We start from the raw sequence: 14,931 nt of genomic DNA, 5'->3' as shown, positions 1-14,931 counted from the left end.
ATGTTTATACCTAACCCGCATCTGAAGCACAACTTTACCTCTTAAGTATAATCTTAATTATAAACATGTATTTTTTATACATGTTTATGGTAGCATCAATATGTAGTTGAGTTAACCAGCATCGAGAGACGCTTGAGGGCAAGATAATGCTGAATATCACCGATAAAAAAGTAGAAGAAAAAATCCCCGCATGGCTGCGATTAGGCTTTCGGCCGTTTTTTCTGTTTGGGTCGATTTACGCCATTGTTGCGATTGCGTTGTGGGTGTGGATGTTCCAAGGCGGACAGCCAAACGCATTAGCCGTGCCTGCATTGTGGTGGCACGTACATGAAATGTTGTTCGGTTTTTCGATGGCCATTGTAGTTGGCTTTGTACTGACCGCGGTACAAAACTGGACTGGCATTAATGGTACCAAGCATTACATGCTTCTGGCTTTATTTGGCTTGTGGTTAGTGCCCCGCATATTGCTTTGGACACAAGCACCGTTATGGTTAACCAGCAGTATCGAAGCGGTATTTTTACTGTTTGTCGCCTATGAGGTGGGCATTCGTGTGTATCGAGCCAAAGGTTGGCGTAATTTGTTTTTCGTTCCACTGTTTCTTTTAGCCATCTTTGCGAACTTTGCAAGCTACGCAACGATAAAAGGTATGCCGCCCTTTAGCTCTTCAGCGGTGTGGCAAGCAATGCTGTGGTGGTTTACCTTGCTGTTGTCAGTGATGGGCGGACGTGTGATTCCATTTTTTACTGCGCGTCGATTTAATTTCGAAAAAGCGCAACCATTGGCTTGGTTAGAGTGGTTCGCGAACTTGCCATTGGTAATGCTATTTGTGCTGAGCTTTTTCCCTGTGACGTTTGCAGAACTAGGTAGTCCTTTGATGCTATTTGCAGGTGTTGCTCAGTTGGTGCGTTTTGTTCGCTGGAAACCTTGGTTAACCCTGAACGAGCCTTTAGTGTGGTCGCTGCATGCTGCGTATTTGTGTTTACCACTAAGCTTAATTTTGCGAGGCGTCTGGGGAGATGCATTTGCCAGCCATAACCTCATTCACCTGTTTGCGATAGGTGCGTTAGGCGGTTTGATTTTAGCGATGATTACACGGGTGACGATGGGACATACTGGTCGCATGATCTACAAAGGGCCAAACATGAGCCTTGCGTTTGCAGCGATTACCGCGGCAGCTTTGGTTCGCAGTTTCGCCGTGATCTTTGATCCAGCGAACATGATACTGTGGATTGATATCAGCGGTGGATTATGGATTGTTGCGTTTGGGCTATTTGTGTGGCGCTTTGGTGTGATGCTTGTGACCCCTCGTGTGGATGGTCACCCCGGATAAGATTCTAATGTGAGTAGAGAAAAGAGGAGCCGCGTGCTCCTCTTTTGGTTTTTGTTCTTTATAGGTTTAGTGTTTATTCGTCTTCGTCGTCCGCTTTATTCGTGAGCCCCAAGCGTTTAAATAGCCACCACTCTAGACCAAAAATGACAATTAAGGCGATGCAGAACCAGGTGAATGCCATGGTGGAATCCACGCCTGGCATTCCACCAACATTGATACCGAGTAAACCTGTTAAGAAGCTGGTTGGTAGAAAAATCGTTGCTACCAAAGTAAACAGGTAACTGTTTTTATTGGTTTTCTCATCACGATGATGTTTGATCTCTTCTTGGAAAAGCGCCACTTCTCCAAGATAAAACTCAAGTGTTTCATTTATGCGCGTAATATTATTGTGTGCGAAGCGATATTGATGAGGTCTCAAAGCAATCAATTCTGATTCTGACTCCACAAGATCACGGATAGCGTACTGCTGAGGACGAATAAAACGCTTGATAGAAATCAGTGCTTTTTGAGTCGCCATATGTTTGTACGTCGACTCATCATTCACATCGAACTGGTTTAGTGTTTCTTCAATCGTATCAAGGTAAATGTCTATTTTACTGTTTAATCCTTCAATGATCTGATGAAGTAAACTGGCAAGACTTTTTGGGCCTTTGTGTTCAGCTAATGCTTGGCGAATCTCCATGATCGCGCGTGATGGAATTTTACGAGTTGAAATGAGTGCGCCTTGAAAGTAGAGAATTCGAATACTAAGCATATCTTCTGGTGATGCATTGCCGTTCATATTGACGCCTCGTAAAATCAACATGAAGTTCTCGTCATCCAAAGGATGGAAAGATGGTCGACTTTCGTCGGCTAATAGATGATCAACCGTAGCTCGAGGTACTTGGTTCTGCTCCAGCCAACCACGAATATCAGGATGCAGCCGTTCGCAATGGTACCAATGCTTCGCTTGAATTTGCTCTGCCGTGGTGGATTGTTGAGTTGCTTCTGGGGTTGAGAAGTCCCAATGTTCAATCATAAAACCCATTTTCTTTTCCTTGTTTGAGCCGATACCAAAATAACCTCAAGATACTTCTTTCGCGAGAATTGCATTGCCATACAGAGGCAATACTCTGAGTACGGTACTCTGAAGTCATTGATGCATTATTTTTCAAATGAGTATGATTGTATTTAACGCCAAATGTCTATGAATAGTTGTTCTTATTTGCAATCGAGTGGAGCGCACCAAGGTGTTGTGCTTAAACAACAAAACAAAAAGCCTGCAACTAAGCAGGCTTTATTGTGGGGGAGGGAGGGGAGCTGTTAGCCAACTTGAGAAAGATTAACCACTTTCTGTTGTAGCTTTTTCTTTAAATAGTCCGTTAAGGCCTGTTTTTCTTCCTCGTTCATGTAAAGACCAAGCTTAGTACGGCGCCATAAAATGTCTTCATCGGTCATTGCCATTTCATGGTTCATTAAGTAATCGATCTCACGTTGGTAAACACCACCTGCTTGTGCCGAGAACGTTTGTCCTAAGTCAGCTTCACTTGTTGTGCCTTCCATTAAGTTCCAGGTTTGGGTACCAAACTGTGTGACATAACGAAGAATCAATGCTTCTGGCGCCCAAGTGTATTTAGCGTGAATTTGTTTAGCTAATTGTTCACGACTACAGCTGAAGTTACCACCAGGAAGGGTTTGGTTGGCGGTCCAGTCTTTACCCATTTCAGGTAGGAACGGAGCAAGTTTCTTCATTGCTGCTTCACCTAACTTACGGTAGGTCGTTAACTTACCACCAAAAACAGAAAGCAGAGGTGCATGGTCGTATTCCGCATCGAGCTCTAGCGTGTAGTCTCGTGTGATTGCTTGCGGAGAGTCAGATTCATCGTCACATAAAGGACGAACACCGCTGTATGTCCAAACTACATCTTCGCGAGTCAACTGGTGGACAAAGTGTTGGTTTACGATATCAATGAGGTAATCGACTTCGTCATCTGAGATCGACACTTCACGTGGGTCACCTTTGTATTCCACATCTGTTGTACCAATGATTGAGAACTTATCTAAGTAAGGAATCATAAATACGATGCGATTGTCTTTGTTTTGAAGGATGTAGGCTTGCGGTTCGTTGTGGATACGAGGAACAACGATGTGCGAGCCTTTGATTAAGCGAATGTTACGAGGAGAGGCTTGCTCTAATCCATCATCAAAGAACTGTTTTACCCAAGGCCCCGCAGCATTGACTAACGCTTTCGCTTTACGTTCGAAACGTTGGTCTGTCATCACATCGTGAATAGTAACGTGCCAGATACCACCTTCACGGTGTGCTTTTTCCACGCGGCAGTAGTTACGCACTTCAGCATGGTTTTCGCGAGCCGCAAGAACGTTCAGTAATACTAAACGTGCATCATCAACCCAACAGTCAGAGTATTCGAAACCCGTTTTCATTTCTGGTTTTAGCAAGCCAGACTTCGCAAGGTTGACGGTTTTACTGCCTTGCAGCGTCGTACGTTTACCCAAGTTATCGTAAAGGAAAAGGCCACAACGAATCATCCAAGCTGGGCGTAGGAATGGGCGATGCGGTAAACGGAAACGCATTGGTAGTGCGACGTGTGGTGCTTTACGAAGAATAACCTCACGCTCTGCGAGCGCTTCCGAAACTAAACGAAACTCGTAGTGTTCAAGGTAGCGTAAACCGCCGTGTATCAGTTTAGAACTTGCTGAAGAAGTCGCAGATGCGAAGTCATTTGCTTCATATAAGCCAACACTCAAACCTCGGCCAGCTGCGTCTGCTGCAATACCAGCTCCGTTAATGCCGCCACCGATTACGATCAAGTCTAAGGTAGTGGATGAGCTAGTAGTGGAAGCATTATTTTGTATACTCATAAATTTGACCTCTTTGTGAGCGAACGAGCATTTTAGAACATAATGTAATCCTAGCTCAGGTTTCGTTTGTGATCATCTATTATTTTCGTTTGTGAGCGTTTTGTGTGATTTAGACACAAAAAAAACCTCTGTCTAATTAAGACAGAGGTCATTTGAGGGGGAGTTATACGATTGACGTTACTCGTTTTCGGAGTTTGATTCGTTAGCTTCAACCACTTCAAGTGGGATAGAAGCTTCCTTCAAAATTGACAAGATTTCTTCTGGTGGCTGCTTATTGGTAAAGATCATGTTGAGCTGTGCAATATTGCCTAGTTTCACCATAGCATTGCGCCCGAACTTGGTGTGGTCTACGGCAAGAAATACACTACGGCTATTGTCAATGATCGCTTGTTTGACCCGGACTTCGTGGTAATCAAAGTCTAATAGCGAGCCATCGAAGTCGATACCGCTAATGCCGAGAATACCAAAGTCGAGACGGAACTGTTTAACGAAATCGAGGGTAGCCTCGCCAACAATACCGCCGTCTCTGCTGCGGACTTCTCCACCCGCTAAGATGACTTTGATTTCAGGGTTAGGGAAAAGAATGGTCGCAACATTGATGTTGTTGGTGACAACACGCAACTGTTTATGGTTTTTATTGAGCGCTCGCGCAACTGCTTCTGGTGTGGTGCCGATATCGATGAATAGTGTGGCACCATCTGGAATGTGTTTGACTACCTCGTCTGCAATGACATCTTTTTCATTGAAGTTGAGCGCTTTACGCGTGTTGTAAGATGTGTTTTCAGAACTGAGAGGAATAGTGGCTCCACCGTGATAACGACGAATTTTGTTGTCATCGGCGAGTTCATTGAGATCGCGTCGGATGGTTTGTGGGCTGACATTGAATCTTTCTACTAACTCATCCGTGCTGACATAGCCTTGTTTTTTCACCAGCTCAACAATCTGCTGGTGTCGAGGTATTTGCTTCACTTACCACTCCCTTGTGCATTGGTAACGGCCAATGCTTCAAATTCGAAGCTCTATTGTGCTCGAATTTGCTCGTTGTGAGAAGTAAGCGAGTTCAGGAATCGGGGATAAAGCGCAAAAAGAGCGCACAAATGGCGCTCTTTTTTTCTTATGGAGATGAGATTAATCTTCTTCGTCGTGAAGTTCAGACCAGGTTTGTGCACATTTCACTGCACGTTTCCAGCCCTTGTAACGACGATTGCGTTTTTCTTCATCATCGTGTGGCTCAAAGGTGCGATCAAGTACCGCTTTATTCTGCAACTCATCAATGCTATCCCAGTAACCAACTGCAAGGCCGGCAAGGTAGGCTGCACCAAGAGCGGTAACCTCAGTTACTTGAGGGCGGTGTACTTCTGTGTTCAATACATCGGATTGGAATTGCATTAGGAAGTTGTTCGCTACTGCACCACCATCGACGCGAAGGTTCGCAAGCTTAATGCCTGAGTCAGCTTGCATCGCATCCAGTACGTCACGAGTTTGATAAGCGATGCCTTCCAATGTTGCACGGATGATATGGTTTGAATTCACACCGCGAGTAAGGCCGACAATCGTGCCACGTGCGTAGGCATCCCAGTATGGAGCGCCTAAACCAGTAAATGCAGGCACGACATAAACGCCGTTTGATGTATCCACTTTTGTCGCGAAGTATTCAGAGTCTTCTGCACCGTTTAGGATTTTCAATTCATCGCGTAGCCATTGGATAGAAGCTCCACCCATGAATACGGCGCCTTCAAGTGCATAAGCTGGTTCGCCTGCAGGACCACAAGCCAAAGTAGTTAGAAGGCCATGTGTCGAAGTGACTTTTTCTTGGCCCGTATTCATTAGCAAGAAACAACCCGTACCGTAAGTGTTTTTCGCTTGACCCGCTTCAACACACATTTGGCCGTAAAGCGCCGCTTGTTGGTCACCTGCGATTCCAGAAATAGGAATACGAGTACCGCCTTTACCACCGATGTTGGTTTTACCGTAAATTTCCGATGAGCGCTTCACTTCTGGCATCATAGATGCTGGAATGCCAAGCTCATCTAACATTTTTTGATCCCAACATAGATCGTTGATGTTAAACAGCATGGTACGCGATGCATTAGTGTAGTCGGTTACGTGAACGCGACCTTGAGTCATCTTCCAAACTAACCAAGTATCGACAGTACCAAACAACAGCTTGCCTGCTTCTGCGTCTTCTCGTGCGCCTTCAACATTGTCCAGAATCCATTTAACTTTGGTACCTGAGAAGTAAGGGTCAAGCACCAAACCAGTGTTGTCACGTACATAGTTTTCGAGACCGCGTGCTTTTAAATCTTCACAGATATCAGCAGTACGGCGACATTGCCATACGATCGCATTGTAAACGGGTTTACCTGTTTCTTTGTTCCAGACGATGGTCGTTTCACGCTGGTTAGTAATACCGATAGCCGCTAATTGGTCGCTACGGATGCCAGACTTAGCTAGAGCTTCTACTAAAGTAGAGCTTTGTGTTGCCCAGATCTCCATTGGATCATGTTCAACCCAACCAGCTTCTGGATAAATCTGAGTAAATTCGCGTTGCGCGACGCTTACGATGTTCGCATCGTGATCAAGAATCACTGCGCGAGAGCTTGTTGTACCTTGGTCCAGGGCAACAATGTATTTTTGCTCAGTCATGGTAAGAATCCTTTTGTTTCGTTATTTATATTTTAGTAAATGTTCGAGTTACGTCAGTTTTAAGCTCTAGCTTCTTCTGTTTCTTCTTCCGTCTCACATTGGTTTGGAATCGTACAACCGTGGCCTTGTTGTGGAAGGTAAGCGGCAATCGCTTTTGGATACAACCAACCACCAAAACACGCACCTGCAATCGGAGCAAGTAAAGGCACGATAAAGTAAGGAATGTCTTTAGCACCTGTCAGAGCGTAATCCCAACCTGCGAAGTAAGCGAACAGCTTCGGTCCAAAGTCACGAGCAGGGTTCATCGCAAAGCCTGTTAGTGGGCCAAGTGAACCACCGATGACGGCAATCAAAATACCGATCAATAGAGGGTTCATTGCGCCACGTGCTGCGCCGTTATTTTCATCGCCCAGAGCCAGAATCGCAAACATCAGCACAGCAGTGATAACGAATTCCACAGCAAAAGCACCAAAGAAAGAGAGGGAGGCATGCGGATAGGTTGAGAAGATACCAGCAGTTGCTAGTGCATCTTGGCTGCTGCGAACGAAGTTATGAGCGATTTCGTAGTCGGTGAAAAGGTTGCTGTATAAGCTGTATACCAATGCAGCAGAACAGAATGCCCCAAGCATTTGAGCGATAATGTATGGCACCACTTTCGCCTTATCAAAACCATGGAACATAGCAAGTGCGATGGTAACGGCAGGGTTGATGTGTGCACCAGAGACGCCAGCCGTACAGTAAATAGCGATGGCGACACCGAAGCCCCATACAATACTGATTTCCCATTGTCCAAATGATGCGCCTGTTAGAACTAAGGCTGCAACACAGCCTACGCCGAAGAAAATAAGTAGTCCTGTACCGATAAACTCGGCCAAACATTCTCCGAGCAGAGAGGGGTGTTTGTTCGTTGTCATGTTAAAAGTCCTTTGATCATTTTTGCCTGTCTAGCACGATACTATTGTGCATATATAAACGTTTGCGAAAACAAACGAGCGTTAAAAATGAGCGTTTGAGCATAAATTTGTTAATCAAAGTCTTCGTTTTTGTTAAATGGCGCATCTTTTAACCGGAAAAGAACACAACGAAAATAATTTATTTGTCACGAGGCCAGTGTTGAGAGCGCTCAAATTACCGATGTGAAAAAGAATGCACAACTGGTAAGAGGAGTTTTGTGAAGCTGCTACGTGCTTGGAGATTTATTACACAGAACTTGTGTAGCAGTTAACCCTAAAGGAGTAGGAGGATGTCAAATGTATCAAGGGCTAGCAGTGATATAAAAATACGCAGTCATGTTTGGACTTTTAGAAAAAATCGTCATCCCATTGATACCAATAGGATGAGTTGAGAAGAGAATAAACGCTGTTAATGTCTTGTGTTTGTGAATCATTGCTTCGGCTTGTATTCAAATAAAAAATTGTTTTTTTTATTTCGTTTGATGCTAAACGTGATCGTTTTTCAGCTTTTTAGTTATTAGTTGGTTCGGAGCGAGTAGGGCAGGCGTAAATCGCCCTTTTTACGGTTAGTTTATGTTCTAATTCGAGCCTTTGTTTCAAAGGTTTCGAATTGGAATGCTAAAGTGAGGGGTTTGAACATCAGTTTAATATTAACGAATCTTGAGTAAAGTTGAACGATGATCTAATTAATGCTCATATAATTTACTGTATTTACTTATATTTAATTCATGTGCAACATTTGTCACAGAAATAAAATCCTAACTCCATACAATTCATGAACTTTCGAACGAAGATTTATTTTGTTTCGTTCGCTCCTTTTGTGTTTTTACCATCGCATACAAAATAATGAGGTTCCTATGTTTGGAATATTCAAACCTAAGGCGCACATTGATCGTCTGTCCCCTGGCAGCATCGATAGCACCTACTCTCGCCTCCGTTGGCAACTCTTTATCGGTATCTTTGTTGGCTACGCCGGTTACTATCTAGTTCGTAAAAACTTCAGTTTGGCGATGCCTTATCTTATCGAGCAAGGCTTTAGCCGCGGAGACTTAGGTGTCGCCTTGGCAGCTGTTTCCATTGCATATGGTCTCTCTAAGTTTCTAATGGGCAGCGTTTCAGACCGCTCCAACCCTCGCTATTTCCTTAGTGGCGGCCTATTGATGTCTGCATTAGTGATGTTTTGCTTTGGCTTTATGCCATGGGCGACTGGTAGCGTCACTGCGATGTTCATTTTGCTTTTCTTAAACGGTTGGTTCCAAGGGATGGGGTGGCCTGCTTGTGGCCGAACCATGGTGCACTGGTGGTCACGTAAAGAGCGTGGTGAGATCGTTTCGGTTTGGAACGTGGCGCACAACGTGGGTGGTGGCTTGATTGGTCCACTATTTATTCTTGGCCTGTGGGCATTTAACGATGATTGGCGCACTGCATTTTATGTTCCTGCATTTTTCGCCACGTTGGTTGCTGTGTTTGTTTGGATGACGGTTCGCGATACCCCTCAGTCTTGTGGTCTGCCTCCTATTGAAGAATACAAAGACGATTACCCAGATGACTATGACAAGTCCCATGAACAAGAAATGACAGCGAAGGAAATCTTCTTCAAATACGTCTTCAACAACAAACTTCTTTGGTCGATTGCAATTGCAAACGCATTTGTTTACCTAATTCGTTACGGCGTACTGGACTGGGCACCTGTTTACCTAAAAGAAGCGAAGGATTTCTCGGTAGATAAATCGTCATGGGCTTATTTCTTATACGAATGGGCTGGCATTCCAGGAACACTATTGTGTGGTTGGATCTCTGACAAATTGTTCAAAGGTCGTCGTGCACCTGCTGGTATCTTATTTATGGTGTTAGTGACAGTTGCAGTGATGGTTTATTGGTTTAACCCTGCAGGCAACCCAACAGTAGATATGATGGCGCTTATTGCAATTGGCTTCCTAATCTATGGTCCGGTTATGCTGATCGGTTTGTACGCACTTGAACTCGCTCCGAAGAAAGCCGCAGGTACTGCCGCTGGTCTTACTGGTTTGTTTGGATACCTGGGTGGGGCAGTTGCCGCAAACGCGATTTTGGGCTACACCGTAGACCACTTTGGCTGGGATGGTGGCTTTATCATCTTAGTGGGTTCTTGTATTACTTCTATCGTGTGTTTGATGTACGCCTTCTTAGGTGAACGTGCGCACCACGAGCAAAAAGAGCGCGAGAAGGAAGCGCTAGCGTAATATTTATTTAAAGAGGCAGTGGAATACTGCCTCTTCGCTTTATCAAGGAAATAACAATGAAAACAAAGTCAGTATGTCTTACTTTTTTAGCACTTAGCCTCTCTGCTGGTGCGATTGCGAAGCCGCTTGTCATTGCGCATCGTGGTGCATCGGGCTACTTGCCTGAGCACACGCTAGAAGCCAAAGCACTTGCTTACGCAATGAAACCTGACTACATAGAGCAAGATGTGGTAATGACGAAAGATGACCAGTTGGTCGTGTTGCATGACCATTATCTCGATCGCGTAACGGATGTTGCGGAGCGTTTTCCTGATCGTGCACGTAAAGATGGTCGTTATTATGCGATTGATTTCACTCTGGCGGAAATCAAATCCTTGCGAGTAACTGAAGGCTTTAATATCGATGACAAAGGCAACAAAGTAGCGGGCTATCCAACCCGATTCCCTATGTGGAAATCTGATTTCACCGTGCCGACGTTTGCTGAAGAGATTGAGCTGATCCAAGGCTTAAACAAAACGCTGGGTTATGACATCGGTATTTACCCAGAAATTAAAGCGCCTTGGTTCCATCGTCATGAAGGTAAGGACATTTCTAAAGCAGTACTTAAAGTCTTGAAGCAGTACGGTTACGGCTCTCAAGACGACAAAGTCTACCTTCAGTGTTTTGATGCGAATGAACTTCAACGCATCAACAGTGAACTCATGCCTGCAATGGACATGGACTTAAAGCTCGTTCAGCTTATGGCTTACACGGACTGGAACGAAACTATGGTGTACAAAGGCGACAAGGCAACACCATACAGTTATGACTGGATGTTCGAAGCCGACGGAATGAAGAAAGTAGCGAGTTACGCGGAAGGAATTGGACCTTGGAAGCCGATGCTGGTGGATGATAAGTCAACCAAAGACAATATCATCATCAAGCCGTTGATGAAGGCTGCAAAAGACGCTGGCTTGCAAGTGCATCCATACACGTTCCGCGCCGATCCAGGACGCATTCCAGCGTACACTGACAGCTTTGAAGGCATGATGGATGTGTACTACAACCAAGTAAAAGTGGATGGTTTGTTTACTGATTTCCCAGATAAAGCGGTCAGCTTTTTAAATCAGTAATCACGCATTTTGCTGTAAGCTAAAAAATCCCCCAACAGTTTCCTGCTGGGGGATTTTTCGTAGGGTTAATTCACGAATGAATTAGTTGTTTTTATGCAGTTCGCTGTTCAGTTCAACCGCGCTCTTGTTAGCAAGACACTCGATTTGACCTGTTACAGAGTTACGACGGAACAGTAGGTCAGAAACACCTGCAAGATCGCGTGCTTTCACTACTTCTACTTCTTGGCCAGCAGAATCTAGCATGCGTACTTTAGAACCAGCAGTTACGTACAGACCTGATTCGATAGTACAACGGTCACCCATTGGGAAGCCAAGACCTGCGTTCGCGCCTAGTAGAGAGTTTTCACCGATAGAAACTACAACTTTACCGCCGCCAGATAGTGTGCCCATGATAGATGCGCCGCCGCCGATGTCAGAGCCGTTACCAACCACTACGCCAGCAGAGATACGACCTTCAACCATGCTCACGCCTGTTGTACCCGCGTTGAAGTTGATGAAGCCTTCGTGCATTACTGTTGTGCCTTCGCCAACGTGTGCGCCAAGACGTACGCGAGAAGTATCAGCGATACGAACGCCAGTTGGTACTACGTAGTCCACCATTTTAGGGAACTTGTCTACGCAATCTACGCTTAGTGCACGACCCGCTAGGCGAGCTTCAATTTGACGCTCTGCTAGTTCAGGTAGATCGATTGGACCTTCGTTAGTCCATGCGATGTTGTGTAGTAGACCGAAGATGCCGTCTAGTACCGTGCCGTGCGGTTGAACTAGGCGGTTAGAGATAAGTTGAAGTTTTAAGAAACCTTCAGCAACGCTTTGTGGCTGTTCGTCAGTGGCAAGGATAACCAGTACAAGTGGTTGTGCTGATTCTGCTGCTTTTGCTGCGAAAGATGCGTTTGCCGCATCGCCGTTTGCTTCAAATGCTGCTGCCAGTTCTGCGCTTTGTGCTGCAGAGATCTCGATAGCTTGGTTGCCTTGCTCGTAACCTGCTACTGCTGCTAGTGCGTTAACAAGCGCTTCGCTTGGGTTAAGAACTGGGTTTGGGAAAAACGCTTCAATGATTTTGCCGTCGCGGTTTTTAGTTGCCGTACCAAAGGCTAGAGAGAAGAAAGCCATAGTTGATCTCCATGTGTTGAGTCTTGTGTCTCGTCTGTTCATTGACAAGAAATAATTAAGTTGTCAGTCATCATAATGAGAGTGCTAGGGAGTTTAAAGAGGGGAAATGGAGAAAGTCCGTAGATGGATACCTTTTGTCTTTTTAGAGATATGTTTGTCTGATGAGAAATGTGTCGCAAAAGCCTTATCAGACCGATTTTGGGCAGAGACACAGTGAAGTGGGAGAAGGGAGCATCGCAAAAAATAAGGGGAGGACCGAAGTCACTCCCCCTACACTGGGTTTGTTGGATTTACTGGCTTTGGGTAGTAAAGCGATAAATCGACTTAGAGGCTTAGCTCACCGACCTCTACTGCAAGTGCAACCGTTGCACCTACCATTGGATTATTGCCCATACCGATGAAGCCCATCATTGCTACGTGTGCAGGTACTGAAGAGCTACCCGCGAATTGCGCATCGGCGTGCATGCGACCCATGGTATCTGTCATACCGTAAGAGGCAGGACCTGCCGCCACATTATCCGGGTGTAGAGTACGACCAGTACCACCACCTGATGCAACTGAGAAGTAAGGCATGCCTTCACGGTTACGTTCCGCTTTGTAGATACCTGCTACTGGGTGTTGGAAGCGAGTCGGGTTGGTTGAGTTACCAGTGATGCTCACATCCACTTGTTCTTTATGCATGATAGCCACGCCTTCACGCACATCGTCTGCACCGTAACAAAGGATCTCACCACGTGGACCTTGGGAGAAACGGCGACGTTCTACTTCCACTAACTCACCAGTTTGGTAGTTGTATTGAGTGCGTACGTAAGTGAAACCATTGATGCGTGAGATTAGGTAAGCGGCGTCTTTACCCAAACCATTTAGGATAACTTTCAACGGATTTTTACGTGATTTGTTCACGTTCAATGCGATTTTGATTGCGCCTTCTGCCGCTGCGAATGACTCATGACCGGCAAGGAAAGCGAAACAGCCACTTTCTTCATTCAATAGACGAGCCGCCAATGCACCGTGACCGATACCCACTCGGCGTTGCTCTGCCACGCTGCCGGGTTTAGTGCACGCCTGAAGACCTTCACCGATGATGTTTGCCGCTTCTTCTGCTGTTTTTGCACCGCGGAAAATCGCCAAAGCGGTACCTAGAGTGTAGGCATCGGCAGCGCTTTCAAACGCGATAGGTTGAGTGTCCATCACTAGTGCTTTAGGGTCGATACCACGATCCATACAGTATTGGTAAGCCTCTTCCAGAGAAGAAAGTTGCATTTCGTCTAATGTGCGACGTACAGATTCAGTAATTGGAGTGTTCATAATCTCTTTCCTCTTGGTGGCAATTATTGTTGGCGTGGGTTGATGATCGTTACGGCTTCGTCAAAACGACCGTAAGTCCCCGTTGCTTTGTCTGCGGCTTCTGCAGCAGATACGCCTTCGTTGATGGCTTTCATCATCTTGCCTAGGTTGAGATATTGGTAACCAATCACTTCTTTGTTTTCGTCTAGTGCGAGTTTTGTTACGTAGCCTTCAGCCAACTCCATGTAACGCACGCCTTTTGCTTTGGTTGAGTAGCTAGTACCCACTTGGCTACGTTGAGTTTGACCAAGGTCTTCCAGTGCCGCACCAATTTCCAAGCCGCCTTCAGAGAAAGCAGATTGAGTACGACCGTAAACAAATTGAAGGAAGATTTCGCGCATCGCGACGTTGATAGCATCACATACCAAGTCGGTATTCAGTGCTTCAAGAATGGTTTTGCCAGTTAGGATTTCTGCGGCCATCGCGGCTGATTGAGTCATGCCTGAACAGCCGATCGTTTCGATCAAAGCTTCTTCGATGATGCCGTTTTTGACGTTAAGAGTCAGTTTTGCTGCGCCTTGTTGAGGAGCACAAGCACCAACGCCGTGGCTAAGACCAGAAATCGCGATAACGTCTTTTGGATTGATCATTGCGCCTTCAACAGGGATCGGTGCAGATGCATGAAGATCGCCACGTTGAATCGGGCACATTGATTGGATTTCGTGTGAATATTGCATAATGTTTTCCCAGTGTATTTTTATTTTTTGAGAAAACAGGAGCGGGGTTGGAGAAGAGTTGAATTGCTCACTACAGAACTCTCGCTTTCACAACATAAGCGAAAGCACTTCCAACAGGGCTGACCTGTTTTCGTTTCTGTAGGAGTCATTAGCTTTAACAGCGGTTCGAATCTTTCGATTCCGGTGGTACCCCATCACCGAACCCATTTAGACTAGATCTAAGTCACACTAATCTGCAACATGAAATTTAGAGCAATTTGGGATATTAAATCGGTTCTTTATATTCTCAGAGATATATGGAGATAAACGGAAGGAATAAAAAAAACGCCGCATAATGCGACGTTTTTTCTAAACAAATGAGAGGCTTATGCAGCGTCTTCTTGCTCGCTATCTTCTTCAACAGCTTCAAGCTTCTTTGCTTTTTTTGGTGCAGGTTTACGTTTTGCACCAAGAGCGTAAAGCACTTCTTCTTTGTTTTGCGCAAGGAACATTGCAAGATCTTCTTGCTTACCTTCGTCTTCTAGAAGTTCACTCTTACCTAGCAGTGAGAATAACTCGTCCGCCATATCCAGCATTTTGTCGTATGCGTCAGCTTCCGCTTTAGAGGTAAAAGTCATTTTCTCTTCTCCATTGCGTTCTACCACGTACTTGACGATTACAGCCATGGT

At 45.3% G+C, this 14,931-nt stretch carries 12 protein-coding genes and 1 riboswitch; of the genes, 3 read left to right on the top strand and 9 right to left on the bottom strand.

Features of this window, described 5'->3' with window-relative positions; translation table 11 throughout:
• The first annotated feature begins 146 nt into the window (after positions 1-146).
• Complete coding sequence (locus L3V37_RS16695; RefSeq protein ID WP_005380186.1) at positions 147-1,331, top strand: NnrS family protein; 1,185 nt, start codon at positions 147-149, stop codon at positions 1,329-1,331.
• 73 nt (positions 1,332-1,404) lie between these two features.
• Here the strand turns inward: L3V37_RS16695 and L3V37_RS16690 are convergent, their stop codons facing one another.
• The 5 genes from L3V37_RS16690 to L3V37_RS16670 all read right to left on the bottom strand — a co-directional run bounded on the left by L3V37_RS16690 (position 1,405) and on the right by L3V37_RS16670 (position 7,753).
• Complete coding sequence (locus L3V37_RS16690) at positions 1,405-2,358, bottom strand: CorA family divalent cation transporter (RefSeq protein WP_005380188.1); 954 nt, start codon at positions 2,356-2,358, stop codon at positions 1,405-1,407.
• A 275-nt stretch (positions 2,359-2,633) separates the two neighbouring features.
• Positions 2,634-4,193: a glycerol-3-phosphate dehydrogenase gene (gene glpD / locus L3V37_RS16685; RefSeq protein WP_017636005.1), complete on the bottom strand. Its 1,560-nt coding sequence runs from the start codon at positions 4,191-4,193 to the stop codon at positions 2,634-2,636.
• A gap of 177 nt (positions 4,194-4,370) precedes the next feature.
• Positions 4,371-5,162 (bottom strand): DeoR/GlpR family transcriptional regulator, encoded by a 792-nt coding sequence (locus L3V37_RS16680; protein ID WP_005380192.1) that lies wholly within the window; start codon positions 5,160-5,162, stop codon positions 4,371-4,373.
• A 159-nt stretch (positions 5,163-5,321) separates the two neighbouring features.
• On the bottom strand, positions 5,322-6,839 hold the full coding sequence (gene glpK, locus L3V37_RS16675; RefSeq protein WP_005380193.1) for a glycerol kinase GlpK: 1,518 nt from the start codon (positions 6,837-6,839) through the stop codon (positions 5,322-5,324).
• 59 nt (positions 6,840-6,898) lie between these two features.
• Positions 6,899-7,753, bottom strand: coding sequence for an MIP/aquaporin family protein (locus tag L3V37_RS16670; RefSeq protein ID WP_005380195.1), 855 nt, complete (start codon positions 7,751-7,753; stop codon positions 6,899-6,901).
• A gap of 896 nt (positions 7,754-8,649) precedes the next feature.
• On the opposite strand from L3V37_RS16670, the gene glpT reads away from it, so the two are divergent.
• Both glpT and glpQ read left to right on the top strand, forming a co-directional pair.
• Positions 8,650-10,014, top strand: a complete 1,365-nt coding sequence (glpT, locus tag L3V37_RS16665) for a glycerol-3-phosphate transporter (protein WP_005380199.1) — start codon at positions 8,650-8,652, stop codon at positions 10,012-10,014.
• Positions 10,015-10,070: 56 nt separating this feature from the next.
• Positions 10,071-11,126, top strand: a complete 1,056-nt coding sequence (gene glpQ / locus L3V37_RS16660) for a glycerophosphodiester phosphodiesterase (protein WP_025768218.1) — start codon at positions 10,071-10,073, stop codon at positions 11,124-11,126.
• An 81-nt stretch (positions 11,127-11,207) separates the two neighbouring features.
• Here glpQ and dapD read toward each other — a convergent pair whose 3' ends face one another.
• The 4 genes from dapD to L3V37_RS16640 all read right to left on the bottom strand — a co-directional run bounded on the left by dapD (position 11,208) and on the right by L3V37_RS16640 (position 14,928).
• Positions 11,208-12,239 carry a 2,3,4,5-tetrahydropyridine-2,6-dicarboxylate N-succinyltransferase gene (dapD, locus tag L3V37_RS16655; RefSeq protein WP_005391708.1) on the bottom strand — a complete coding sequence of 344 codons (1,032 nt, stop codon included), beginning with the start codon at positions 12,237-12,239 and terminating at the stop codon, positions 11,208-11,210.
• Positions 12,240-12,563: 324 nt separating this feature from the next.
• The gene (locus L3V37_RS16650) at positions 12,564-13,547 is read right to left on the bottom strand and encodes a GGGtGRT protein (protein WP_009707468.1); all 984 of its coding nucleotides are present in this window, start codon (positions 13,545-13,547) and stop codon (positions 12,564-12,566) included.
• 23 nt (positions 13,548-13,570) lie between these two features.
• Positions 13,571-14,263: an iron-sulfur cluster assembly scaffold protein gene (locus tag L3V37_RS16645; protein ID WP_237306628.1), complete on the bottom strand. Its 693-nt coding sequence runs from the start codon at positions 14,261-14,263 to the stop codon at positions 13,571-13,573.
• Between the two features lie 132 nt (positions 14,264-14,395).
• Positions 14,396-14,471: riboswitch (Fluoride riboswitch) on the bottom strand.
• Positions 14,472-14,628: 157 nt separating this feature from the next.
• Positions 14,629-14,928, bottom strand: coding sequence for a YebG family protein (locus L3V37_RS16640; RefSeq protein WP_005380208.1), 300 nt, complete (start codon positions 14,926-14,928; stop codon positions 14,629-14,631).
• Positions 14,929-14,931 lie beyond the last annotated feature (3 nt).

This window comes from Vibrio sp. D54, from assembly GCF_021728075.1.
Taxonomy (GTDB): domain Bacteria; phylum Pseudomonadota; class Gammaproteobacteria; order Enterobacterales; family Vibrionaceae; genus Vibrio; species Vibrio alginolyticus.
This window is presented reverse-complemented; position numbering and strand designations above follow the sequence as displayed.

Coding starts and splice junctions, on each gene's coding strand:
- L3V37_RS16695 (WP_005380186.1), top strand. CDS start 147: ATGCTGAATATCACCGATAAAAAAGTAGAAGAAAAAATCCCCGCATGG.
- L3V37_RS16690 (WP_005380188.1), bottom strand. CDS start 2,358: ATGGGTTTTATGATTGAACATTGGGACTTCTCAACCCCAGAAGCAACT.
- glpD (WP_017636005.1), bottom strand. CDS start 4,193: ATGAGTATACAAAATAATGCTTCCACTACTAGCTCATCCACTACCTTA.
- glpK (WP_005380193.1), bottom strand. CDS start 6,839: ATGACTGAGCAAAAATACATTGTTGCCCTGGACCAAGGTACAACAAGC.
- L3V37_RS16670 (WP_005380195.1), bottom strand. CDS start 7,753: ATGACAACGAACAAACACCCCTCTCTGCTCGGAGAATGTTTGGCCGAG.
- glpT (WP_005380199.1), top strand. CDS start 8,650: ATGTTTGGAATATTCAAACCTAAGGCGCACATTGATCGTCTGTCCCCT.
- glpQ (WP_025768218.1), top strand. CDS start 10,071: ATGAAAACAAAGTCAGTATGTCTTACTTTTTTAGCACTTAGCCTCTCT.
- dapD (WP_005391708.1), bottom strand. CDS start 12,239: ATGGCTTTCTTCTCTCTAGCCTTTGGTACGGCAACTAAAAACCGCGAC.
- L3V37_RS16650 (WP_009707468.1), bottom strand. CDS start 13,547: ATGAACACTCCAATTACTGAATCTGTACGTCGCACATTAGACGAAATG.
- L3V37_RS16645 (WP_237306628.1), bottom strand. CDS start 14,263: ATGCAATATTCACACGAAATCCAATCAATGTGCCCGATTCAACGTGGC.
- L3V37_RS16640 (WP_005380208.1), bottom strand. CDS start 14,928: ATGGCTGTAATCGTCAAGTACGTGGTAGAACGCAATGGAGAAGAGAAA.